The 23,940-nt window shown below is 47.1% G+C and carries 20 protein-coding genes and 1 tRNA gene; 17 read left to right on the forward strand and 4 right to left on the reverse strand.

The window, feature by feature from the left end:
• Positions 1-422: 422 nt before the first annotated feature.
• The 10 genes from tolQ (at position 423) to H3S94_RS05160 (ending at position 12,606) form a co-directional block, all read left to right on the forward strand.
• A complete protein-coding gene (gene tolQ, locus H3S94_RS05115) occupies positions 423-1,136 on the forward strand; it encodes a protein TolQ (RefSeq protein WP_077993971.1) in 714 nt (237 codons plus the stop codon).
• Positions 1,137-1,149: 13 nt separating this feature from the next.
• Entirely contained in the window at positions 1,150-1,611 is a 462-nt protein-coding gene (gene tolR, locus H3S94_RS05120) for a protein TolR (RefSeq protein ID WP_077972976.1), read from the forward strand.
• Positions 1,612-1,632: 21 nt separating this feature from the next.
• Positions 1,633-2,685, forward strand: coding sequence for a hypothetical protein (locus H3S94_RS05125; protein WP_198240428.1), 1,053 nt, complete (start codon positions 1,633-1,635; stop codon positions 2,683-2,685).
• A 464-nt stretch (positions 2,686-3,149) separates the two neighbouring features.
• Positions 3,150-4,421 carry a Tol-Pal system beta propeller repeat protein TolB gene (gene tolB / locus H3S94_RS05130; protein WP_246786432.1) on the forward strand — a complete coding sequence of 424 codons (1,272 nt, stop codon included), beginning with the start codon at positions 3,150-3,152 and terminating at the stop codon, positions 4,419-4,421.
• 370 nt (positions 4,422-4,791) lie between these two features.
• Positions 4,792-5,283 (forward strand): peptidoglycan-associated lipoprotein Pal, encoded by a 492-nt coding sequence (gene pal, locus H3S94_RS05135; protein WP_075869304.1) that lies wholly within the window; start codon positions 4,792-4,794, stop codon positions 5,281-5,283.
• 121 nt (positions 5,284-5,404) lie between these two features.
• Positions 5,405-6,460 carry a tol-pal system protein YbgF gene (gene ybgF, locus H3S94_RS05140; RefSeq protein ID WP_077993963.1) on the forward strand — a complete coding sequence of 352 codons (1,056 nt, stop codon included), beginning with the start codon at positions 5,405-5,407 and terminating at the stop codon, positions 6,458-6,460.
• Positions 6,451-7,788 carry a tRNA lysidine(34) synthetase TilS gene (gene tilS / locus H3S94_RS05145; protein ID WP_198240430.1) on the forward strand — a complete coding sequence of 446 codons (1,338 nt, stop codon included), beginning with the start codon at positions 6,451-6,453 and terminating at the stop codon, positions 7,786-7,788. The genes ybgF and tilS overlap by 10 nt, the downstream gene beginning before the upstream one ends.
• 113 nt (positions 7,789-7,901) lie before the next feature.
• Positions 7,902-10,043, forward strand: a complete 2,142-nt coding sequence (gene ftsH, locus H3S94_RS05150) for an ATP-dependent zinc metalloprotease FtsH (RefSeq protein WP_198240431.1) — start codon at positions 7,902-7,904, stop codon at positions 10,041-10,043.
• A gap of 264 nt (positions 10,044-10,307) precedes the next feature.
• Positions 10,308-11,660: a phosphoglucosamine mutase gene (glmM, locus tag H3S94_RS05155; RefSeq protein WP_198230299.1), complete on the forward strand. Its 1,353-nt coding sequence runs from the start codon at positions 10,308-10,310 to the stop codon at positions 11,658-11,660.
• Between the two features lie 217 nt (positions 11,661-11,877).
• Complete coding sequence (locus H3S94_RS05160; protein ID WP_198240432.1) at positions 11,878-12,606, forward strand: outer membrane protein; 729 nt, start codon at positions 11,878-11,880, stop codon at positions 12,604-12,606.
• A gap of 82 nt (positions 12,607-12,688) precedes the next feature.
• On the opposite strand, the gene H3S94_RS05165 is transcribed toward H3S94_RS05160, so the two are convergent.
• Both H3S94_RS05165 and H3S94_RS05170 read right to left on the reverse strand, forming a co-directional pair.
• The gene (locus tag H3S94_RS05165) at positions 12,689-13,126 is read right to left on the reverse strand and encodes a phage holin family protein (protein WP_077993956.1); all 438 of its coding nucleotides are present in this window, start codon (positions 13,124-13,126) and stop codon (positions 12,689-12,691) included.
• Between the two features lie 3 nt (positions 13,127-13,129).
• Entirely contained in the window at positions 13,130-13,441 is a 312-nt protein-coding gene (locus H3S94_RS05170; RefSeq protein WP_077993954.1) for a YqjD family protein, read from the reverse strand.
• A gap of 184 nt (positions 13,442-13,625) precedes the next feature.
• Here H3S94_RS05170 and H3S94_RS05175 point away from each other — a divergent pair, with 184 nt between their 5' ends.
• From H3S94_RS05175 to H3S94_RS05205, 7 genes are all read left to right on the forward strand, one after another.
• Positions 13,626-14,921 carry a glycerate kinase gene (locus H3S94_RS05175; RefSeq protein ID WP_198240433.1) on the forward strand — a complete coding sequence of 432 codons (1,296 nt, stop codon included), beginning with the start codon at positions 13,626-13,628 and terminating at the stop codon, positions 14,919-14,921.
• A gap of 129 nt (positions 14,922-15,050) precedes the next feature.
• A complete protein-coding gene (gene exbB, locus H3S94_RS05180; protein WP_198240434.1) occupies positions 15,051-16,073 on the forward strand; it encodes a tonB-system energizer ExbB in 1,023 nt (340 codons plus the stop codon).
• A gap of 6 nt (positions 16,074-16,079) precedes the next feature.
• Positions 16,080-16,517 carry a TonB system transport protein ExbD gene (gene exbD, locus H3S94_RS05185; protein WP_077993950.1) on the forward strand — a complete coding sequence of 146 codons (438 nt, stop codon included), beginning with the start codon at positions 16,080-16,082 and terminating at the stop codon, positions 16,515-16,517.
• Between the two features lie 392 nt (positions 16,518-16,909).
• Positions 16,910-17,794, forward strand: coding sequence for a formate dehydrogenase accessory protein FdhE (gene fdhE, locus H3S94_RS05190; protein WP_246786406.1), 885 nt, complete (start codon positions 16,910-16,912; stop codon positions 17,792-17,794).
• Positions 17,794-19,176 carry an L-seryl-tRNA(Sec) selenium transferase gene (selA, locus tag H3S94_RS05195; RefSeq protein ID WP_198240436.1) on the forward strand — a complete coding sequence of 461 codons (1,383 nt, stop codon included), beginning with the start codon at positions 17,794-17,796 and terminating at the stop codon, positions 19,174-19,176. Before fdhE ends, selA begins: the two co-directional genes overlap by 1 nt.
• Positions 19,173-21,101: a selenocysteine-specific translation elongation factor gene (gene selB / locus H3S94_RS05200; protein WP_198240437.1), complete on the forward strand. Its 1,929-nt coding sequence runs from the start codon at positions 19,173-19,175 to the stop codon at positions 21,099-21,101. The genes selA and selB overlap by 4 nt, the downstream gene beginning before the upstream one ends.
• Before the next feature lie 37 nt (positions 21,102-21,138).
• Positions 21,139-21,234: transfer RNA gene (locus H3S94_RS05205), tRNA-Sec, on the forward strand.
• A gap of 399 nt (positions 21,235-21,633) precedes the next feature.
• On the opposite strand, the gene H3S94_RS05210 is transcribed toward H3S94_RS05205, so the two are convergent.
• Both H3S94_RS05210 and selD read right to left on the reverse strand, forming a co-directional pair.
• Positions 21,634-22,293, reverse strand: a complete 660-nt coding sequence (locus tag H3S94_RS05210) for a DUF4167 domain-containing protein (protein WP_077993940.1) — start codon at positions 22,291-22,293, stop codon at positions 21,634-21,636.
• A 375-nt stretch (positions 22,294-22,668) separates the two neighbouring features.
• Positions 22,669-23,712, reverse strand: a complete 1,044-nt coding sequence (gene selD / locus H3S94_RS05215) for a selenide, water dikinase SelD (protein WP_198240438.1) — start codon at positions 23,710-23,712, stop codon at positions 22,669-22,671.
• Positions 23,713-23,940: the final 228 nt, after the last annotated feature.

A 23,940-nucleotide genomic window follows, 5' to 3' on the forward strand; every position in this document is an offset into this window, starting at 1 on the left:
GAAATAAAATAAGTCATTATAAAATATATATTGTTTCAAAAATTGAATATGATGGTTGATTATATTTTTACTAATTATTTCAGCACGCTTGGAAATGCTTTTTTGGCTGTTTTTTAGATAATCGGGAAAGGAAAACAGGAAAAGCAGAGATCATCCATTTTATGGCGATCGACTTTGTAGCAAGCGAGAAAAAATTACTAAAAATTAACCATCTTTGGCTATCTATAAACGAGAAGCATAAGCGCCGTAATCTTTGCGTTTTGGCCTTTGTTTCACCAAATTTGAACGTCATAGAAATGTCGTGAAGCATTGCTAATAGAATTTGAAAACATGCTTCGGGCGTTTAGACAGGAATTGAAGAGTTTTGCTAAAGGCCGCCCGGTAAAAGATGCCGGGCGTTTGGATTCAGGGATTAACACATTATGCCGGGAATAGAATTAGCAAGTCCAGCGTCAGTAGGAATCTGGAGCCTGTTCATGCAGGCCAATTGGGTTGTAAAAGCTGTCATGATCGGCTTGCTATTGGCATCTATCTGGAGTTGGGCAATCATTATTGACAAATTGATTACCTATAGTCGCATTCGCCACGCGATGAACCGTTTCGAGCAGATCTTTTGGTCCGGTCAATCGCTCGAAGATCTTTACAGAAGCTTGAACGACCGACGCGTTTTCGGCATGGGCGCTATTTTTATGGCGGCTATGCGGGAATGGAAGAAGTCGCTCGAAAAGGGTGCACGTTCGCCTATGGGTTTGCAAAGCCGTATTGATAAAGCCATGGATGTTGCACTTGCCCGCGAAAGCGACAGGATGGAATCGCGTTTGGGGTTTCTCGCAACAGTCGGCTCGGCAGGGCCGTTCATTGGCCTCTTCGGAACAGTTGTCGGTATTATGAGTTCCTTCCAGTCAATTGCTGCATCGAAAAATACCTCTCTTGCGGTTGTTGCACCCGGTATTGCGGAAGCTTTGTTGGCAACGGCCATTGGTCTTCTTGCGGCTATTCCGGCGGTTATTGCTTTCAATAAATTGTCGGGAGATGCGGGAAAAATTACAGGCCGTCTTGAAGGCTTTGCCGACGAATTTTCAGCCATTCTTTCCCGTCAAATTGATGAGAAATTGACTTCTCGCCAGTCTTACTAAAAGGAATTCTGTCATGGGTATGGCTGTAGGAAGTTCCGGTGGTTCAAAACGGCGTGGTCGCCGTGGCGGTGCACCGCGCCGTGGCTTGATGAGCGAAATCAACGTGACACCATTCGTTGATGTGATGCTGGTTCTGTTGATTATTTTTATGGTTTCGGCACCATTGCTTGTTAATGGTGTGCCACTTGATTTACCGAAAACGCAAGCAGGCCCCGTCAATACCGAAACAAAACCTTTGACGGTTTCCATTAACGATCAGGGGCGCCTTGCCGTTAATGAGGAATATTATGATACGCCGGATGAAGTTGTTGCGAAATTGAAAGCGGTTACAGAATCAGGCGGTGATGCTTCCAAACAACGTATTTTTGTTCGCGGGGCAAAAACAGTAGAATACCAGAAGGTTCTTGACCTTCTTGCAATCATTCAGAAAGCGGGCTTTACCAATGTTGCATTGGCAAGTCTGCCACAACAGTAAAATTGGCGATAAACTGATATTATGAAAGCAGGTCTGGCAACATCGGTAGCGGCACATGCCCTGATTCTTACCTGGGGGCTTATCAGCCTTTCCTCGCCTGCCGATTTTAATGCGGAGGTAACCGAAGCTTTGCCGGTTTCTCTGGTGCCGATTGCCGAAACGACTTCGATACAAAAGGGCGAGTTGACAGCATCCAAAGAGAATAAGGCCGCGCCGAAACCGACCACAAAACCGGTTGAAAAACCCGATGCCGAGCATGTCGGTGATGGCAAGGTTGATAATGAAGCGCCATTAAAGCCCAAGGAAAAAGATCGCGATGTGGATGCAACACCGCCGCCTTCGGGTGCACCCGACGCGGATCCGAATCCTGTTCCACCTACAAAAACGCCCGAAACAAAGCCGGACAATACTCCGAAACCTGAAGAAAAACCGAAGGTAGAAGAACAGAAACCGGAAGAAAGTTCCAAGCCGGATAAGGCCGAGCCGAAACCGGAAGAATCAGCCGATGCGACCGAACCAGCTAGCGAGCCGAAGAAGGATCCTTTCCCGAATTTACCGGAAAAAGCACCTTTGCCGACAGCAAAACCGAAACCGGCAGAACCAAAGCCTGCTGTAAAAGCCAAAGGTGAAAGTGTCGATGATATTCTGGCAATGAACGAAAAGGCCTTGATTGATAAAACGCGCACATCCGGCGGTGGTGCTGCCCGTTCACAGGGGCCGGCCGGTTTTGGTGCCAAGAAAAATATCGGCAATGGTCAGGATGTTGGACAGACACTCGTTAATGCGGCAACAAGCTGTATCACCAAAAACTTGAAATTGGCTGCCCTTGGTGGCGGGGTTGCCGGAGAAAATCCGGTTGCCGAAGCCAAGTTCAATTTGAGCATAGAGGGTAAAGTTGTCGGTGAACCGATCATTACCGGAATGAGTGGTAACCCCAATAAAGTGGACTTGCTGATTAACCAGACACGCGCGGCCATATTTGCCTGTCAGCCGTTCGAGGATTTGCCACGTGACCAGTATGACAAATGGGGTCAGGGATTTGATTTGAAAATCGACCCGTTCAACTCGTTCTGATTGTGGCGATGAATTTTTGTGACGGGATTAAACAAAGTAAACAATTTTAGGAGAGATAACCGACTTTACTATTCGCCAATGGTGTTGATGAGATAATTTCTTCATAATGGCGGAAAACAGTTTTCGATGTTCATATTGTTTTCGATTGCATATCCGGTTTCCGGCTTGGCAAAATTGTCTCATGGCAATGATGATAGCGGCAGAAAACAAGACGTTGCTCGAAAATGGTCAGAAGGTATTGGAAAGGTCGGGAAGGATCTGATGCGAAATGGCTTGGAACCGGTTTTTCAAACAAGTCTTGTCATGATTGAAAAGCTGTTCATGCAATTGGAATGGATATCCGGAATTTTTACGATTCCGATACAAAAAAGACGTAAAGTGGAATGCTTTAAGGCAACGGAAAGAAAATGGTTTCTTCGATGATTAAGAAAAATAAGCGCCTTTATATTTTTGTTTTTTTGTCAATGGTTTTGCCATTTTTAAGCTGGCAAACCGCTTTTGCGCAATTGAAAGGAACTGTCTCGTCGGCCGATTTCAATCCGATACCTATTGCAGTTACCGATTTTATTGCCGGTGACCAGATGGGCGTACAGATTTCTTCGGTGGTGACCGCCGATCTTGAACGTTCAGGGCTATTCAAACCGATTGACAAATCGTCATTTCTTGAACGTATTTCCAATCCGGATGTACAACCACGGTTTCCCGATTGGCAGCAAATCAACGCACAAGGTCTGGTAACCGGCCGTGTCACAAAAGAAGCAGACGGGCGTTTGCGTGTAGAATTCCGTCTATGGGATGTTTATGGCGGCAAACAGCTTGAAGGCCGCCAGTTCTATGCAACACCGCAAACCTGGCGTCGCGTTGCCCATATTATCGCCGATGCTATTTATACGAAAATGACCGGTGAAAAAGGTTATTTCGATACGCGCATTGTATTTGTTGATGAAACAGGTGCAGCAAATGCACGTGTCAAACGTCTTGCTATTATGGATCAGGACGGAGCAAACCTCACTTATATCTCGAACGGCCGTGAACTCGTTTTAACACCACGTTTTTCGCCCAGCCGTCAGGAAATTACCTATATGGCTTATGCCGGTAACAATGTCCCGAAGGTTTATTTGCAACAAATCGAAACCGGTCAGCGCGAACTTGTCGGTACTTTCCCGAATATGACCATTGCACCGCGTTTTTCGCCGGATGGTCAAAAAGTGATTATGAGCCTTTTACAGGATAATGGCAGCGCCAATCTTTACACTATGGATTTGCGTTCGCGTTCGACAACACGGCTTACAACAACACCGGCCATTGATACATCGGCGTCCTATTCGCCCGATGGCACACAGATTGTTTTTGAATCCGATCGCGGTGGCAAACCGCAAATCTATGTCATGAATACCGATGGCAGCAACCAGCACCGCATCTCGTTCGGAGATGGCAGCTATTCAACACCGGTCTGGTCGCCTCGCGGTGATTACATTGCTTTCACCAAGCAGTCGCAGGGGCAATTTTCAATCGGTGTTATGAAGCCCGACGGGCAGGGTGAACGCCTGTTGACTTCCGGCTTCCATAATGAAGGTCCGACATGGGCGCCAAATGGCCGCGTTATCATGTTCTTCCGGCAAAATCAGGGGCAGCAGCCAAAGCTCTATACGATTGATATAACCGGACGTAACGAACGCGTATTGCCAACTCCCAATGGTGCATCCGATCCGGCCTGGTCGCCATTGCTTGATTAGGAATAATCCTGAAAACCGGTTTCGATAAAAAGACCTTCTCGTTTTATAATTTTCGGTTTTCCGGCCCGTTCATTGCATGAGCGATCAAAAAGGAAATATGTTGGTTTCAACGCCGCTTTGAAAGTTTTAAAGCGGCGTTTTTATTTAAGCTCTTTTCACTTTAACTTGCTATTGGACTTTTTACTCATTTCGCGCTAAGGAAAAACACGTCTGCCGTCTTTCCGCCTCAATCAGCGAGCAACCGGTGGATTTGTATTTTTTATAAAAAGTGATGCGTAAGTATTCATTAACCATGCGTGTTGAGAGCTTTTTAAGCAAATCAAGCTAAAAGCCTTGAAATCAACCGCTAACTTTTAAGGAGTCTCGGCACATGGGCCGTTTCCAAAAACTTGCTCGCAATCCGCTTGCTATAGCATTTGTCCTATCGCTAACTCTCGCTGGCTGCGCCAAACACGGCCTGAATGATCCGAATGCGCTTGGACTGAACAACGCAAAACCGGGATCAGCGCAGGACTTTACAGTCAACGTTGGTGACCGCGTATTCTTTGATCTCGATTCTTCCAGCATTCGTGCTGATGCCCAGCAGACATTGACCCGTCAGGCACAATGGTTGCAGCGTTATCCGCAATACACCATCACTGTTGAAGGTCATGCCGACGAACGTGGTACACGCGAATACAATATTGCTCTTGGTCAGCGCCGTGCGGTTGCCGCACGTGACTACCTGATCTCGCAAGGTGTTGCAGCCAACCGTATGCGGACAATTTCCTATGGTAAGGAACGTCCGGTTGCCGTTTGTGATGCTCCACAGTGCTGGAACCAGAACCGTCGCGCTGTTACAGTCTTGAACAACGCCCGCTGATTTACATTTTTATTCCAATGTTAAAGACGGCCCCCTCAAGGGCCGTTTTTTTGTGACAAATTTCCGCCGAAGTTGCCTGATAACGTTTTTGGTGCGCGAACATAAATAAAAGGACAAAGCTATGGGTTTTCTTTCATCCCCCCGTTTATTGACATGTTCGGTAAAACGTCTGGTTATCACAGCAGCTTTTATACCGGCATTGTCATTTGCCGCTCTCTCGCCCTGTTATAGTGCATCTGCCGATCAGGGAGGCTCGTCTTTTGCAAACGGGCTTTTTCCCTTTGGCAAGAAAAAAACCGTTGAAAGCCAGACGGTGCAAATGTCACCGCAACCCGATAGTCGGGTAACCGACCTTCAACAACAGGTGCGTGAACTTACGGGGAAAGTTGAAGAACTCAATTTCATGGTTCTGCAAATGCAGGAGCAATTGCGACAATTGCAAGGAGGAGCGGCGGCAAATCCTTCACAACAAACTGCTCAGGAACCGAAAAAACAGTCGCAAGCGGTGGAACCGCAATCGCCTTCATCTTCAACCAATGGCAAGCAGGAATTGCCAAGAACGGCCACCTCGACTGAAAGTTCGGCAACACTTCCCGGTGTGGGAAGCGACAAAAGTGGCGAACAAAAAAATATAAATCCGCAGGAAGCGCCGAAAGATCTGGGATCTATCGAATTCGACAAAAACGGCAATATCCTCAACGGGAGTATCAACCAGAATGCGGTGGCAACAGCTTCGCAAGAACAAGCGGCCACCCAGGGGAACTCTGCTGCACCTGTCGCTCCACAGACGGCGAGTGCAAAAGAACTCTATGACATCGGTTATAAAAATATTCTTTCCGGTGATTATCGGACGGCTGAGGCCGATTTTCGAGCCTTTCAGGAGCGTTATCCGACAGATCCGCAAATTGCCGATGCCGGTTTCTGGCTTGGTGAATCACTTTTCGGGCAGAAGCGCTATCGTGAAGCGGCACAAGCCTATATTGATGTGCAACGCAATTACAAGGATTCACCGCGCGGACCGGAAAATCTTTTAAAACTTGGAATGAGCATGGCTCATCTTGATGAACAGAAAGTGGCTTGCGCAACCTTTGCCGAAGTGACAAAACGATACAAAACCGTAGATCCGGCAGTTTTAAAACGTGTCAAGGACGAGCAAAGTCGTAACAAGTGTCAGTAATAGATTTTAAACAACTCTTTCAGCCATCAGATTTCAAAAACTGTAAAATTGTCATTGCTGCTGTTTCAGGGGGCGGGGATTCGACTTCGCTTCTGTTTCTTCTGCGCGATTATCTGAAACAACTTGAAGACGCACCCGAACTCCTTGCTGTCACAGTCGACCATCGTTTGCGTCCCGAATCCGCAGCCGAGGCGGAAGAAGTTGCCCGATTGTGCAAGCGTCTCGATGTTCGCCACGAGACCGTTTGTTGGGCAGATGCAAAACCGCAAACGGCTTTGTCTCACGAAGCACGGATCGCCCGTTACGGCTTGCTTTTTTCGGAAGCTGAAAAAGTCGGGGCGAGCGTTATCATGACCGGTCACACATTGAACGATCAGGCCGAGACATATGAAATGCGGTTGCATCGCGGTAGCCGTCGCGGACTTGCCTGTATGCCGCGTGAATCACTTCTGATGCGCAAAATACGCTTAATCCGGCCTCTCTTGGGGGTGAAACGGGAACAATTACGGGAATATCTGCGCTCTATCAAACAGGACTGGATCGACGACCCGACGAATGAAAACCCGCATTATGAGCGGGTGCGAATCCGTCAACGTTTGAAAGACGAGGATGTTGATATTATCGCCAAAAAAGTCGAAGAGGCAGCCATTTTCAGACGTGACGAGAACAAAGCCGCAGTTGAATTGATTGCCAAACTCGATATGAAGATGCAACATGCTTTATGTACGATCAGCAATGTATCAGATGAACAATTGAATGACCCCCGATTTCCTTTTGTCATGGGTGTTCTTGCCTCAATTATTGGTGGTTCGCAGGCTCTTGCAAGTGATTCACAAGTCGATTTTTTGAAAAAACAATTGGTGAAGAAACGCACGTCACTTTATCATTTTACGTTGCTTGGAACAGTCATCGAAATCAATGGTAAAACGATCAGGCTATGGCGCGAGGCGAGAAACCAGACGGCAAGTGTCGCCGGTCCACAATCTTCCATTATCTGGGATGGGCGCTACCGTGTTGATAACCGGTCGAATAATGCAGTCAGGGTAAATGTTCCCTCGGTTTGCGATATAAAGGCTGTCGCTGAAGAACAGAATATAAGCAGCCGTTCAATCCATTTTCTTTCATTGCAAACAGCATTGGCAATTTTCAGCCGGTCGGGAATCGATATTCCGGCGCTTACCGGAAAACTTGTTCACGCCGAAAATTTGACTTGCAAAAGATTTATGCGGCCGTTCGGGTGGCTTATATCATCGGACGATTACTCGCTTTTCAATATATTAAGCCCGTTTTTTGAAATGACATTGTCAACATCGCGGGAAAATGACTAAAAAGCCGGATGAATTATGATGAAAGGTGATCTTCAACCTTGGCAAGGCAACTTCAAGCACATATGTTACATTAAAATTATCTGACAGAGCGTAATAGATCGAGTGGACCTAATATGAATCCAAATTATCGTTCCTTCCTGATATGGGGGATCATTGCACTCTTGCTGATTACTTTGTTTTCGTTTTTTAACGGGAATAGTCAGCAAGCTGGCACAGGAGAGATTACTTATTCAGATTTTCTGAAGCGGGTTGATAATAAAGAAATCAAAACCGTCACGATTCAAGGACAACGTTTGACCGGTATCACAACCGATAACCGGACCGTCCTTTCTTTCGCTCCTAATGATCCCGGTCTTGTCGATCGTCTTGAAAGCAAGAACGTCAATGTCCGGGCGCAACCGGAAAGCACGGGAAACAGCACATTCATGAATTTGCTTTTCTCGCTTTTACCCGTTGTTATCCTGATTGGTGTGTGGATCTTCTTCATGCGCCAGATGCAAGGCGGTTCACGCGGCGCTATGGGGTTCGGCAAATCGAAAGCAAAACTGCTGACAGAAGCCCATGGTCGCGTAACATTCAAGGATGTCGCGGGTGTTGATGAAGCCAAACAGGATCTACAGGAAATTGTCGAATTTTTGCGCGAACCACAAAAGTTCCAGCGTCTTGGCGGCCGTATCCCGCGGGGTGTTTTGCTTGTTGGCCCGCCGGGAACCGGTAAAACATTGCTCGCCCGTTCTGTTGCCGGTGAAGCCAATGTGCCGTTCTTCACAATTTCCGGTTCGGATTTTGTCGAAATGTTTGTTGGTGTTGGTGCAAGCCGCGTTCGCGACATGTTCGAGCAGGCAAAAAAGAATGCGCCATGTATCATTTTCATTGATGAGATTGATGCCGTTGGCCGTCATCGCGGTGCCGGTTTCGGCGGTGGCAATGATGAACGTGAACAGACTTTGAACCAGCTTCTTGTCGAGATGGACGGGTTCGAGCCGAATGAAAGCATTATTCTGATTGCCGCAACCAACCGTCCCGATGTGCTTGATCCGGCATTGTTGCGTCCGGGGCGTTTTGACCGGCAGGTGGTTGTTCCTAATCCCGATGTTGCAGGGCGTGAGGAAATTCTTAAAGTCCATGTTCGCAATGTGCCTTTGGCGCCCAATGTCGATTTGAAGATTGTGGCGCGCGGCACACCCGGATTTTCCGGTGCCGATTTGATGAACCTTGTCAATGAAGCGGCACTTATGGCAGCACGGCGCGACAAACGTCTGGTCACCATGCAGGAATTCGAGGATGCCAAAGACAAAGTCATGATGGGGGCAGAACGCCATTCCGCCATGACACCGGCAGAAAAAGAGCTGACAGCTTTTCACGAAGCCGGACATGCCATTATTGCTATCAATATGCCGGCAGCCGATCCCGTGCACAAAGCAACGATTGTCCCGCGTGGTCGCGCACTCGGCATGGTTATGCAATTGCCGGAAGGTGACAAATATTCGATGAGCTACCGCTACATGATTTCGCGTCTGGCAATCATGATGGGTGGCCGTGTTGCCGAAGAATTGAAGTTCGGCAAGGATAACATCACTTCCGGCGCGTCTTCCGACATTGAACAGGCAACGAAACTTGCCCGTGCTATGGTCACACGTTGGGGCTTCTCCGATGAACTCGGCAAGGTTACTTATGGCGAAAGTCAGGAAGATATGTATCAGGGAGGCGGGCGTAACCAGCAAGTTTCGGAAGAAACTGCAAGGGTGATTGATTCCGAGATACGCCGCCTTATCGACGAAGCCTATCAGACGGCCAAACAAACCTTGACCTCGAAAAAGAAACAATGGGTTGCACTTGCCGAAGGCTTGCTTGAATACGAAACTCTTACAGGAGCCGAAATTCAGGAAGTTATTAACGGCAAACCGCCTTCACGGGATATGGGCAAGGATTCGCCGACACCGCATGTCTCGAGTGTTCCGAAAGCCGGGAAAACGCCCGAAAAACCTAAAACCGACCAGTCGAAGTCGGTTGTTGTAAGGGCAAAAGCGGCTTCTCAACCGGCTGATGAAGCCGATAAAAAGTCTGAAACTTCCGAAAAGCCGGAAATCGAAAAAAAGACAACTGAAAAAAAAGCAGCCGAAAAAAAGCCGAAAAGGACAAGAAAGGCGACAAAAACTTCGCCATCGCAAAAGTCCGAAAAACCGGTAACGGAAAGTAAAAAATCGGCAAAGGAAGAAACCGTCACCGATCATGGTGATGATAAAAAGGCCTGAATTCCGGTTCAAAAAATCTGAAGCGGCTTGATACGCTCAAGCCGCTTTTATTTTGTTCAAACATATGAATGTTAACCGTGTCGTGATAATTCGCGCCATGAAGGCCTTCATTGATGCGGTCGACGGTTGGTTTTCTGCTTAAAAATTGTTAGTTGGAACATTGAAAATTGTAGTATGAATGGCCGGCAGAATTTTATCGAAATTTGAATTGATCGAAATTTGAATTTTATCGAACACGGAATTTTATCGAAAAAGGAAAATATAATGGCGTTTAAATATTTCGGTACCGATGGAATAAGGGGGAAAGCCAATACATTTCCGATGACCGCAGATGTGGCTATGAAAGTCGGTATGGCGGTAGGTATTCTTTTTCGCAGTCAGGGGCGGCCGGGAAGAGTTGTTATCGGCAAAGATACACGCCTGTCGGGCTATATGCTGGAAAATGCTATGGTTGCAGGTTTTACGGCAAGCGGCATGGAAGTGTTTCTTTTGGGGCCAATTCCCACACCAGCCGTCGCAATGCTTTGCCGTTCGCTGCGTGCCGATGTCGGCGTTATGATTTCGGCCTCCCATAATCCTTTTTTCGATAACGGTATAAAATTGTTCGGTCCGGACGGTTTTAAACTTTCCGACGAAATCGAGATGAAAATCGAAAAACTCATTGAAAGCGACATGACCAACGAGCTTGCGGGACAGTCGCAAATCGGTCGGGCAAAGCGCGTTGAAGGTGATATTTATCGTTATATCGAGTTTGCCAAACGCACATTGCCGCGTGATGTCCGATTGGACGGTATGCGTATTGTTGTCGATTGTGCCAATGGTGCGGCCTATAAAGCAGCACCGCTTGCGCTGTGGGAGCTTGGTGCGGAAGTTGTCACATTGAGCGATAAGCCGACAGGCACAAATATCAACGAAGATTGCGGTTCGACCCACCCGATTGCTTTGATGCGCAAGGTTCATGAAGTGAGAGCGGATGCGGGAATCGCACTTGATGGCGATGGCGACCGCGTGGTGATGGTTGACGAAACCGGAGCCATTATCGACGGTGACCAGTTGATGGCCGTTGTTGCCGAACGGTGGCTGGAAAATGGTCTTTTACGTGGTGGCGGTATCGTTGCAACAGTCATGTCCAATCTCGGACTTGAACGTTTTCTCGGTCAAAAAGGTCTGACCATGGCAAGAACCAAGGTTGGCGACCGGTATGTGGTTGAATATATGCGTCAGCATGGTTTCAATGTCGGTGGCGAACAATCGGGTCATATTGTGCTATCCGATTACGGGACGACCGGCGATGGTCTGGTGACATCGTTACAAATTCTGGGATGTGCAAAAGAATCACAAAAGCCGATGAGCGAGCTTTGTCACCGCTTCGAGCCGGTGCCGCAAGTCTTGAAGAATGTCCGCTTTTCCGAAGGCAAACCGCTTGAAGATGCCCACGTCAAAGATGTTATCAAAAACGCTGAAAAACGTTTGGGAAAAAATGGTCGACTGGTTATTCGCCCGTCGGGAACCGAGCCTCTCATTCGTGTTATGGCGGAAGGTGATGATGAACGTTTGATCGGAAATGTGGTTGACGAGATCGTCGAGGCGCTAAAAAAGGTAAGAGACGCCATCTGACAAGTGCCCGAACTATAGTTCGAGCGCAAATAGACTTTTCGTTTTTTTGAAAAGCAGCCTGAAAATGGCTGCTTTTTTTATGCCTGTTCCGGCTTTGAATAGCTTTTTGGTTATGGAAAATAGATAGTTAAAATTTATGGTTAAGAACGTCTTAACCAATCATGTTTAAAAAGCTTCACAAGATGATGGCATTTGCGTCTTGTTTAGAGGCTTGAGAATGAAATTTTGCTTTGCATTTATTGGAGCATTGTCGGCACTTGGTTCAAATCAGGCGCTGGCCAATGACATCGACCTTGACAAGGTTCCCGAAATTGCCATCACAACCGAAAACATTCCCTTTTATGCAAAAGCATATGCCGGTGTCAGCCTCGGCGACATCCATAAATTCGACAGATTCGATTCGGGCGATGCAAGTGCCGATTATCACTGGAAAAACAAAGGTGATATGGATAACGCCTTTCTTGGCGGGGTCGGTCTGGGCTATCGTCTCAATGATATTGTCCGCCTTGACGGGACGATCGAATATCGTGCCAAAAATACAATCACTGCGAAGGATCGCGATTTCGATACAACAAGAAAATATGAAGGTGATATATCTTCAACCGTATTCATGGCGAATGCTTATGTCGACCTTGTAACCTATCATGATGTTACGCCCTATATCGGGGCAGGCCTCGGAGCAAGTGCCAATCGTGTCAGCGACTTCGAGGTGGATAACGGTAGACAAACCTATGAGGCAGCCGCAAAAACCGAATGGGATTTTGCTTTTGCAATCCATGCAGGCATAGGTGTGAAACTTTCCCCTCGTGTTATATTCGACATCGGTTATAGCTATAGCGATCTGGGCGACGCAAAAACTGCCGGTATTTCGGAAAACGGCGCTCTCAAGCTCGACCATCTGACATCACATGATGTAAAAGTGGGTATAAGATACGCTTTCAAATAATCAATTGTAACTACTTGCGAAAAGACAAAAACCGGTTGGAACACAACCGGTTTTTTAAAATTTCATCCCTTGAATACGGATTTTACGACTTCCGGTTGTTATCCTTGTTCCAGAACATCAATGCTGCCAATCCGATAAGGGGAATTGCAAGAGTAAGCGTCTTTTTGTTTTTCAATATGGCAGGAACGGCAGCAACAAGAGATGCCGCCACAAGGTTGAACCGCTCGTCATTCATCTGTTCTTCATAGATTTTTCGTCTTTTGGCTGAAACAGACCGGCCGATTAAAAAACCGGCAAGCGCCACAATGAGCCAAAAGGCAAAAATAATCGTTGCCGACAAGATCGGAGAGACCACCCATGTAAGGGCAATAAATGCTATGACGCACAGGAATATCACCGCGAAAAACAGTGACAAACCGATCAGTAAATAACAAATTGCCTGATTACGCGTTGATTTGACTGCCGTTTTCACGCTGCCATTTGCCAAACCGCCAATAAGCGGCGCGATAAGCCGCAACATATTTTAACGCCGCATCAACAGAGCAAGAATAAAACCGACACCTGCGGCTGCGGCAAGGCTTGCAATCGGTTTTTCGCGTATGCAATTGCACAATTGTCCTTGCACATCGCCAATCTTTTCTTTTGCCTGCGAGATCGCTTCCTCACCATTTTCTTTCGCCGATGCATAAAGCTTTTCGGCTTTGCCTTTTGCGGCTGTCAGTTTTTCGGAACCCAGATCATTCAATGTGGAATGAATATTGGAAACCTCTTTTTTCAACTGTTCAAATTGTTCCTGGAGACTTTTTTCGGTTGGTGTCGCATTTTCCTTAGGCATATCGTCTTCTCCTGCTTTAAGAATGAATGACCGTACGAAATTTTCGGACGATGTACTTTAATTACATAGTTATTATGTTTGTTTTTTCCACTTTTTTCGCAAAAGTCTGCAACAATAAACTGTAAATGGAAATAAAAATCTGAAACAAAAGAAACGGGAAACAGATTTTTCGGGGAGGTCATAATTGAAAAATAACAATGATCGTCAATTATTGAACGAACTTTTTGATTGTGCGGTTGCCGCTGCCAATCCGGAATGTTTGATGGAACAGTTTTTACCTGCAAAGCCAAAAGGCAGGACTATTGTTGTGGGAGCGGGCAAAGGTTCCGCTCAAATGGCTTTGACACTTGAAAAACTATGGGATAAAGTCGGCTATGGCGAGCTTGAAGGTGCGGTTGTCACCTGTTATGGCCACGCGACCTCGCTTCGTTCGATTGAAGTTCTGGAAGCTTCCCACCCTTTGCCGGATGAAAACGGGCTGAAAGCGGCAAAAAAGCTTGTCAAACTTGTTCAAGGATTATCAGCCGATGATCTGGTCATTGCGCTTATCTGCGGTGGTGGCTCGGCTTTGTTGCCTTTGCCGCTTGAACCTTTGACACTTGAAGACGAAATCGCAATCAATGAGGCATTGTTAAAAAGTGGTGCTCCTATCGGCGCAATGAATACGATCAGGAAGCATTTGTCACAAATCAAAGGAGGGCGGCTTGCCTATTATGCAGCGCCCGCCCGCGTCGTCAGTTTCATTGTGTCGGATATTCCGGGAGACATTGCCTCGCAAGTTGCATCCGGTCCCACAGTTGCCGATTGGTCAACCCGCGAGGAAGCGTTAAAATTTGTAAGCCAATATCATATTGCTTTGCCTCCAAAAGCCGTTTCCGTTTTAAAGAGCGAGCTTGCCAAGGCTCCAACCCCTGATAATCCTGCTTTTGAAAAAAATGCCGCCTATATTGTTGCATCGGCGGCGACATCGCTGGAAGCCGCCGCCGCTCATGCGCGCAAAGCCGGTTTGAATGCCATTATCCTTTCCGATTCGATTGAAGGTGAAGCAAAGGATATTGCATTGATGCATGCTGCCATTGCCCGTGAAATTGCCTTGAAAAACCGCCCCTTTGAAAAACCTGTCGTTATGCTTTCGGGCGGCGAAACAACCGTGACGATCACCGGCGATTACAACAAGGGTGACGTTGGCAAGGGTGGAAGAAATAGCGAATTTTTACTGTCATTTTCGATGGCAATAGAGGGGGAGAGTTCTATCACGGCACTTGCGGCAGATACGGATGGTCGCGACGGTAGCGAATTCAATGCAGGTGCATTTTGTGACGGCAGCAGTTGTTTACGTCTCAAACAGCAAGGTTTTGATCCCGCAACTTTTCTTGCCCGCCACGATGCTTGGAGTGCATTCAATATGCTCGATGACCTTCTTGAAACCGGCCCGACGGGAACCAATGTCAATGATTTCCGTGCAATCATTGTTCGTTAAGACGGCGCCGGGGGTAGAATTTTTTGGCAGGCAGAAAATAACTTCAATATTTGCATAAACATGACTTGATTTATCATATTAAATTTTGTTAATTAATCGCCATCGAATTGAAGTTCAGGAACGAGAGCGATGATGAGATCTTTTACAAGGCTTGTAACTGCCGCGGCATTTCTATGCCTGGCTGGCGGCTATGCATCGGCACAAAATGAAGTGCAGCAAACAACCGGAAATCAGGTATTGCAAGCTGGCGAAAAAGCCTTACAAACCGGTGAAAATGTCTTGCATTCCGGTGAAAGTGCCGTTCAGACGGGCGAAAATGCTTTGAAAGCAGGTGAACAGGCTTTGCAATCGGCCGCTTCGGAAACGGAAAGCACAGCTAAAGCTGCTGCCGATACGGCCAGTCAGGCTGCCGACCATTTTATCGCTTCCATCCCGCATGATCTTTCACCTATCGGTATGTTCCTGAATGCAGACTGGGTCGTTAAAGTGGTTATGGTCGGTCTGGCACTCGCTTCTGTTGCAACCTGGGTTATTTTCATTGTCAAACTTATCGAAGTATCGGCGGTGAAAAGGCGGGCAAGAGCGACCATGAGGCAGGTTAACGGCGCTCAAAGCCTTTCCGAGCTTGCTTTGGCAGTTAAAAATGACAAAGGTGTCGGCCCCCGCTTGGTACAGGCGGCACAAGATGAAGTGGAAGCTTCGCTCGCAGCCGTGGATTTGGCTGGAACCGAGGGCTTGAAAGAACGATTGAGTTCGGTTCTCTCGCGCATTATTTCAGCATCCGGACGTCATGTTGCATTCGGAACCGGTGTGTTGGCAACAATCGGCGCTATCGGTCCTTTCGTCGGCCTTTTCGGTACTGTCTGGGGTATTATGAATTCCTTCATCGGTATTTCGCAAGCGCAAACAACCAATCTTGCCGTTGTTGCTCCCGGTATTGCTGAAGCGCTTCTTGCAACAGCCATCGGCCTTGTTGCAGCCGTGCCCGCTGTCATTATCTACAATGTCTTTGCCCGTTTGATTACCGGTTATCGGCAACAGCTTATTGATGTTTCAGCCGGAATTGAACGTCTTGTCAGTCGTGATCTCGACTTCCGTAAAGTCAAGCGTGAAACAGCAACACGGCCGAGTTTGTCGATTGCTGCGGAGTAGGAAGAGATGGCAACAAAGCTTTCAGATCTCGACAGTGATGAACTTGATGTCAGTCATGAAATCAATGTAACGCCGTTCATTGATGTTATTCTGGTTTTGCTCATCATTTTCATGGTTGCCGCACCTCTGGCAACAAGCGATATTCCGGTACAACTGCCGACATCTTCGACACCTGCGCAACCAAAACCTGACAAACCGGTCTATATCACATTGCAGCAGGATAAATCGCTTTATGTAGGAGAAGAAAAAGCGTCTTTGGATGACCTCAGGACGACTCTTGATCGGCTTACTTCAAACAATCATGAAGAAAAAATCTTTATTCGTGGTGACGCAAGCGTGGAATATAGCGGCATTATCGAACTTCTTAATGAATTGCGTGCGGCCGGATACACAAAAATAGGTCTTGTCGGTTTGGAAAAAACATCGGCGCCAGCTCCACAGTAAAATAAGCTGTCCCCTGTGAAACAAGCTGTCCCCTGTGAAACAGGCTGTCAAAGCGGGTTTGTTTCACTTCGGATGGTGTTAAAATCCTGTTCTTGCCAAAAAAATTGACCTATCTGACGGCAAAATCATTGCTCAAATCAGATGGCAAAAGCATCATGCAAATCTGGCGGCCAAAGCATTGCTCAAATTTGAAAGCAAAATCATCGCTCAAATCAGATGGCAAAATTATCATTCAAAGGCAGCCCTATTGAATTCTGCGCCTTATTTTTCAAGTGTTATCCTTCGACATTTATAGATTGGTTGGACAAGTTCCGTTTTCCGGTTATAAAATTGACCGAACTAAAAATGGAGTCCATTGAAATATGCCGCGTAATAAAAAATTCGAAGGAGATATGACCGAAGTCGGTCATATGCGCACGCCTCCTTTCGTCCGGCTTCCCGATATTAATACGTTATTCGAGGAACGGAGCAAACGTTTTGAAGAGCTTGCTCCCACAAGTCCGGTTAAAGACTATATAGATTTTATGGTGGAATTTACCGGAGCACAGCAATTCGTCTGTAACGAGTTTTCTACAAGCGATATTCCGACAGCCGATCAGGTTCAGGCACAAAAATTCGTTATGCCGCCGATCGACCGGCAGGCAATTATATCTGCCCCTGTTTTTGACGAGATTGCCAATAGTTTTTTCAAGATTCTCGGCAAAAGAAAGTTGAAAGGTTCAAGCCTCCTTGCCCTTGAGGATACACAAGCCAATAAGGCAAAATGGCAAAATTGGGCTTCCGATATTATTGCGCACAAATTGCCGCAGGAAAATTTGGCGCAGCATATTTATGTAACCGGCGCTTTGCAGATTACATTGGCATTGGCTGCTGCAAAACTTGACGCAAAGAAATTGCAGCCTATCGAAGGCAATCTTTGCCCCTGTTGCGGTGGTACGCATTCGGCTTCGATGATTGTCGGTTGGCCATCTTCGGAAGGTATCCGGTTCTGTTCATGCCTTTATTGCGGATCCATGTGGCGTTATGTACGCATCAAATGCACGTTTTGCGAAGAAACCAAGGGTATCAGTTTCCGCGAGATAGACGGGGGGCCGGGAACGATACTTGCGGAGACATGTGATACCTGCAAACGCTATTGCAAACAGATGAATCATCAAAAAGATAGCCATTTCGATGTGTTTGCCGATGATATAGGTTCATTGGCACTTGATCTTTTGATGAAAGAGGATGGTACATTCAAAAGAGGTGCATTCAATCCATTTCTGGCGGGTTATTGATGGTCGCAGATTTTTCTCTCCTACCTCCGGTCAACGCAATTCTTGCCGAACAAGCGGCAAAAGAGGCGGAAGCCGAATTCGGGCACAGTGCAACGGTTGATGCTATCAGGGCAACCCTTGCCGACGAGCGCATTCTCATCAAGGCAGGACGCACACCGCGCACAAGCGCTGTTCTGGCAATGATGGCACTTGAACGGCTTGAGGTGGATGCCCAATCGACCATGCGCGCCGTGTTCAACCTGACCGGCACAATTTTGCACACCAATTTCGGACGTGCGCAACTTCCGGAAGTTGCAATCCAGAATGCCGTTAATGCCATGCGTAACGCCGTTTCGCTGGAATATGATCTTGAAAGTGGCGAGCGGGGAGAACGCGACGACCATTTACGCGAATTGATTTGCGAGCTTACCGGTGCGGAAGATGCAACCCTTGTCAACAATAATGCGGCAGCCGTTCTTCTGGTGTTGAATACGCTAGCAGGTAAACAGGGCGAAAGCATTATTTCGCGTGGCGAACTTATCGAAATTGGCGGTGCTTTCCGTATGCCCGATATTATGGAAAGTGCCGGCTGCAAGTTGGTGGAAGTGGGAACAACCAATCGCACCCACCTTGCCGATTATGAAAAAGCCATCAATGAAGAGACCGCACTTTTATTGAAAGTGCACACATCGAACTATCGTATTGAAGGATTTTCTTCAGCAGTTACCACAAAAGAACTCGCGGCATTGGCTGCAACGCGTCATATACCTTTGATGGAAGATCTCGGTTCGGGAACGCTCGTCAATCTCGTTAATTTCGGGCTCCCCTATGAACCGACCGTTCAGGATGTCATCAAAGCGGGCGCGGATATTGTCACTTTTTCCGGCGATAAATTATTGGGCGGCGTCCAGGCCGGTTTTATTATCGGCAAGCAGGAATTGATTGCGCGGGTCAATAAAAACCCCATGAAACGCTCGCTTCGTGTCGACAAAGTGCGCCTTGCGGCACTGGAAGCGGTTTTGCGTGCTTATCGCAATGAAGAAAAGCGCAACACCACAATTCCGACCTTGCGTTATCTTTCACGCAACCAAAGCGATATTGCCCATCAGGCCGCCGATTTATGCGCAAAAATAAGCGAATTTTTTCAACCGGCTTATCATGTTGAAATCTGCCCGTGTAATAGTCAGGTAGGCTCAGGCGCTATGCCGATGGAAACTTTGCCAAGCTACGGTATTTCGGTAAGTCCTGTTGACCCGACAAATTCCTTGACGGAACTCGCTTATCGTTTGCGCCAATTGCCAAAGCCCGTTATCGGACGCATGCATGCCAACCGGCTGGTTTTTGATTTACGTTGCCTTGATGACACAAACGGTTTTGTTAACAATCTCGATAAATTATCATGATTATTGGTACTGCCGGTCATATTGACCATGGAAAAACGGCTCTCGTCAGAGCATTGACAGGCATTGATACAGATCGTCTGCCACAGGAAAAACAACGTGGTATCACAATTGAACTGGGTTTTGCCTATAAGACTTTGAAAAATGGCGAGCGTATCGGTTTTGTGGATGTTCCGGGGCATGAAAAACTCATCCATACCATGCTGACAGGAGCCGGTAGCATTGATTATGTCATGCTGGTTGTGGCTGCCGATGACGGTATTATGCCGCAAACGCGCGAGCATTTTGAAATATTGAAGCTTCTGGGGTTAAAACACGGGGTTGTTGTCATCACACGCATCGACCTTGTCGACAAAGAGCGTGTTGATGCATTGCAAGCGGAATTGCACGAATTTCTCAAAGGTTCGTTTCTTGAAAATGCACCGATTTTTCCCGTGTCGTCACTGACCGGCGAGGGGATAGCGGCTCTTCGGGAAGAGATAGAAAATGCAGCCCTGCATTTGAAAAAACGTGTTTCCCATGGGCGTTTCCGCCATGCAATCGACCGCTGTTTTGTGCTTTCCGGTGCGGGGACTGTGGTGACGGGAACCGTGCTTTCAGGTGAAGCATCGACCAATGATCTTATGGTGATTGCACCCAATCATCTGCCAGCGCGATTACGGTCTATCCATGTACAGGATGAAGTTTCCGAAAAGGCAAGAACGGGCGACAGGGCAGCACTCAATATTGTTGGTGACGCAATCAACAAGGATAAAGTTAAACGGGGTATGATGGTTATTGACCCGTTTCTTGATAAGCCAAGTCAAAGGTTCGATGTTCGTCTCACCATTCTTTCATCTGAACCGAAACCTTTGAAACAATGGTTTCCTGTTCACTTGCACCATGGTTCATTGGAAACCAATGCCCGTCTTGTATTTTTGTTGCAAGACACAATGAAAGCCGGTGAAACCGCTTATGTGCAGATTATTTCCGATAAAGCTGTGATTGCCGCAAGCGGCGACCGTTTTGTTATTCGGGATACATCGGCAAGCCGTACAATTGGTGGCGGTATTATTCTTGACCCGCTGGCACCGGAACGCCACCGTCGCTCACCTGAGCGTTTCAAATTTCTTGCCGCAATGGAAAATGAAGATCATCTTCAAGCTTTGTCGGCAATTCTGGCATTGCCACCTTATGGCATTGACTGGCTTTATTTTTGTCGTGCGCGTAACCTGTCTGAAGTCGAGGCGGCCAAACTTCTTTCGAGTGGAAATTTTGTTGTTCTCGAACATGGTCAAGACCGGTTTGTTATGGAACAACAACAAGAACAACGCCTGCAAAAGGCGATTGTCGATTATCTTGTTGAATTTCATAAAAACGAGCCTGATCTTTTCGGTGTCGGCCTTGAAAAGCTGCGGCGTGACGTTGCCCGCGAAATTCGTGCCCCTTATTTTCGTGATCTGTTACAGAACGAAATTGATAAAGGCCGGTTGAAAATTCGCGGTGCCTGGGTTGGCCTTGCCGGTCATGAAGCCAAATTATCGCCTGAAGATGAAGCAATCTGGCAACGTGTCTATAAAGTTCTGAAAGGTGAAGAACGTTTTCGCCCGCCGCGTACGCGCGATTTTGCGCAAGACCTCGCAATTGACGAAAATCATATGCGGCAAATCCTTAAATCATGCGCACGAATGGGGCGTGTCTATGAAGTGGCGCAAGACTATTTCTTCCCGCGTGAAGTGCTGGCTGAAATTATTATGATTATGCGGGACATCGCCGAAAAAAAAGAAAAGCACGAATTTATCGCCGCCGATTTGCGTGACCGGCTGAATAACGGCCGCAAGGTTTCCATTTTTCTGCTGGAATTTTTTGATCGCCACGGTGTGACAATCAGAAAGGGCGACATAAGGCGGTTAAATCCGCATCGGCTTGACCTGTTTGCCGATAGTTAGGCTTGCAGTTTTTGCCTAAAAGCCGCATAAGACATTCGGAAGGGCTTTTCATCCGGTGATGGATGCGGCCTTCAAAGCCGTAAGGGGCCGTGAGACGGTCTTTTATGGGTTCGACTCCCATGCTCTTCCGCCAATTGTTTTCAATTGAATGATGTCCGGTTGAAGCCCATCGCTTATCATCACTATTCCCGAACTGTTTTATTGCCTTGGCACGTCAAGTGTCGGGAAAGGCATAAGCCATTGAGCGTCGGGAACAAGAAAACTAACGGGCGTTAGAGACGTTTTCGGCCAAGTTTGTCTTCTGTAAAACAGGATTCATCATTATAGTTTTTTGAAATTGGCAGGATATGTGTCCGCAAAGTTCTGGAAGCTTGTAATCAGCAAAAATTGGTCTGCCATTAACGGGGAAATAAAAAGGGTAAGTAACAACCGAAAAGACCGGTAAAAACCCTTATTAATGCGAGCAAAACAAAAAAGACGGGCAATAGCCCGTCTGATTTGATGAATCTCATAGAGTGGCTCAGGGAGTGGCTCAGGCTTCTTCTTCAGCCTTTTCCACTTTCGGTTTTGTCGTGCGTCTGCGACGCGGTTTCTTTTCAACAACCTCTTCGGCTGCAACCGGTTTTTCAACCGTCTCTTCAGAAGCTTCCGCTTTTTCTTTTACTTGCTCTTCGGCCTCGTTTTCACCGCCATCGGAACGACTTGACGGTGTGCTGCGACGACGTGGTGCACGACGGGGTTTCTTGAGTTCTACAACCTTACCGACTTCGTCTGAATCCTCGGCAAGAGCGACTTCAGCAGGAACACCCTGAATTTCCGGTTGCGGGCCACTTCCTGCGGCTTCATGCTCTTCATTCAGTTCCAAAGAAACGACCGGTGTATTCTCGTCCTCTTCATCGTCATCAATCAGTTCTTCACGCTGGATCGGTTGCGGCATTTGTGCCTGTGCTGCCAGAATGATGCGGACATAATGTTCGGCATGTTGCAGGTAATTTTCTGCCATCACCCTATCACCGGCAGCCTGCGCATCGCGAGCCAAAGCAGTATATTTATCTGCTATATGTTGTGCATTACCACGAATTTTTACATCCGGACCGTTACTTTCATAATTGCGTGAAAGAGGATTTGGACCGCGACGATTATTATTGTTATTATTGCGTCCACGGATGCGCCTATTTTGTTGTGGCCTCATAATGATCTCTTTAAGAATATGTTTTATCTAATTTTATTCAGTTGATTTTCAGACAGGGATATGATGGCGTTCGCGCCAATATCCGTTTTTGATTATGCTTGTTGACAAGCCATCAAGCTCAAACCAATTTTTTGAAAATCTCAAAAAGCCTATGGAAACGACTCCAATAGCTAAGTTCCATGACGATCTATTTGATATGGGGGAAATTAGCGTTCTTCAACCGAATTGCCAAGCATTTTTTTCAAAATTCATTATCTAATTCAAATGAAAAGAGAAAATTGTTCGCAAAAATGGGTCATATTGGTAAATCGTCGCCCGTTCGGGCGGGAAATTGCCGATAGCAACCCCGTCCGCGGGCGAGAAAAGCCACTCGAATCACTCTTCTATAACGACTTTTGGAGCGCCATTGCGGGCTTCGCCAATAATGGTAGAGAGTGGATAGCCTTGGCTTTTTGCATAAGCAACGAGTGATTGGGCTTTCTCCGGCGAAATTGATACAAGAAGGCCGCCCGATGTTTGCGGGTCGGTCAACAGAAAGCGTTTATAATCGGGATAGTTTTCCGGCAACACAATATGTTCGCCATAGCTATCCCAGTTACGGCGCGAAGCACCGGTAAAACAACCGTCTTTTGCGAGTGCCTCGGCTTGCTTGAGAAACGGAATTTTTGAATAATTTATAGCAATCTCGACATTGGAACCTTGAGCCATTTCAAGACTGTGTCCCAGAATCCCGAAGCCGGTCACATCGGTCAAGGCGTGAACATCGGGGTTATTTCCAAGCTCTGTACCGATTTTATTGAGGAGCGTCATGGATGCAATCATTTCCTGATAGGCTTCATCGGAAAGTTTTCCGGTTTTGAATGCATGCGAATAAACACCGACGCCGATACCTTTCATGAGAACGAGTTTGTCACCGGCATGGGCACGGGCGTTCAATTTGATCTCGCTTTTTTTGCAGATGCCGATAACGGCCAAACCATAGACAGGTTCGGGATTGTCGATCGAATGGCCACCGGCGACAGCAATGCCGGCTTCTGCGGCTTTTTGTCGCCCGCCTTTTAAAATCTCTCCGACAATGGCCGGATCAATCTTGTCAACCGGCATACCAAGGATTGCCAGCGACATAATCGGCTTTCCGCCCATGGCATAAACGTCGGAAATAGCATTTGTCGCGGCGATTTGACCAAAAGTGACAGGGTCATCAACCATCGGCATGAAAAAGTCTGTTGTAGCGATAACACAAGTGCCATCGTCAAGTTCGTAAACGGCGGCGTCATCACTCGTTTCGGTTCCCACCAACAAATGTTCAAATGGTCCATATTCCGGCTGGTTTTTCAGCATTTTCTGCAAAACGGAGGGTGCCAGTTTACAACCGCAACCCCCACCGTGAGCAAGACTTGTCAAACGGAAGGGTGTCATCAAAATATCCTCTTAATTATTCATTTTCCCGCGGATACCAGTTTATATCCGGTGGTAAGCCAATGTTACCATTTGTCAAACCTGCGTGCAATGCAGCGCTTCTTCATCCCTGATCGTTCGTCAGATCGTTCGCCAGATCGTTGACCAGACGTTAATTGTGTTCACAATAACGCGACTGTCATAGAAAAGCCGATTGCATTATCGGTTTTTGCGACACATATCGAAATA

It is taken from the genome of Bartonella sp. B10834G3, assembly GCF_016102505.1.
Taxonomy (GTDB): Bacteria; Pseudomonadota; Alphaproteobacteria; order Rhizobiales; family Rhizobiaceae; genus Bartonella; species Bartonella choladocola.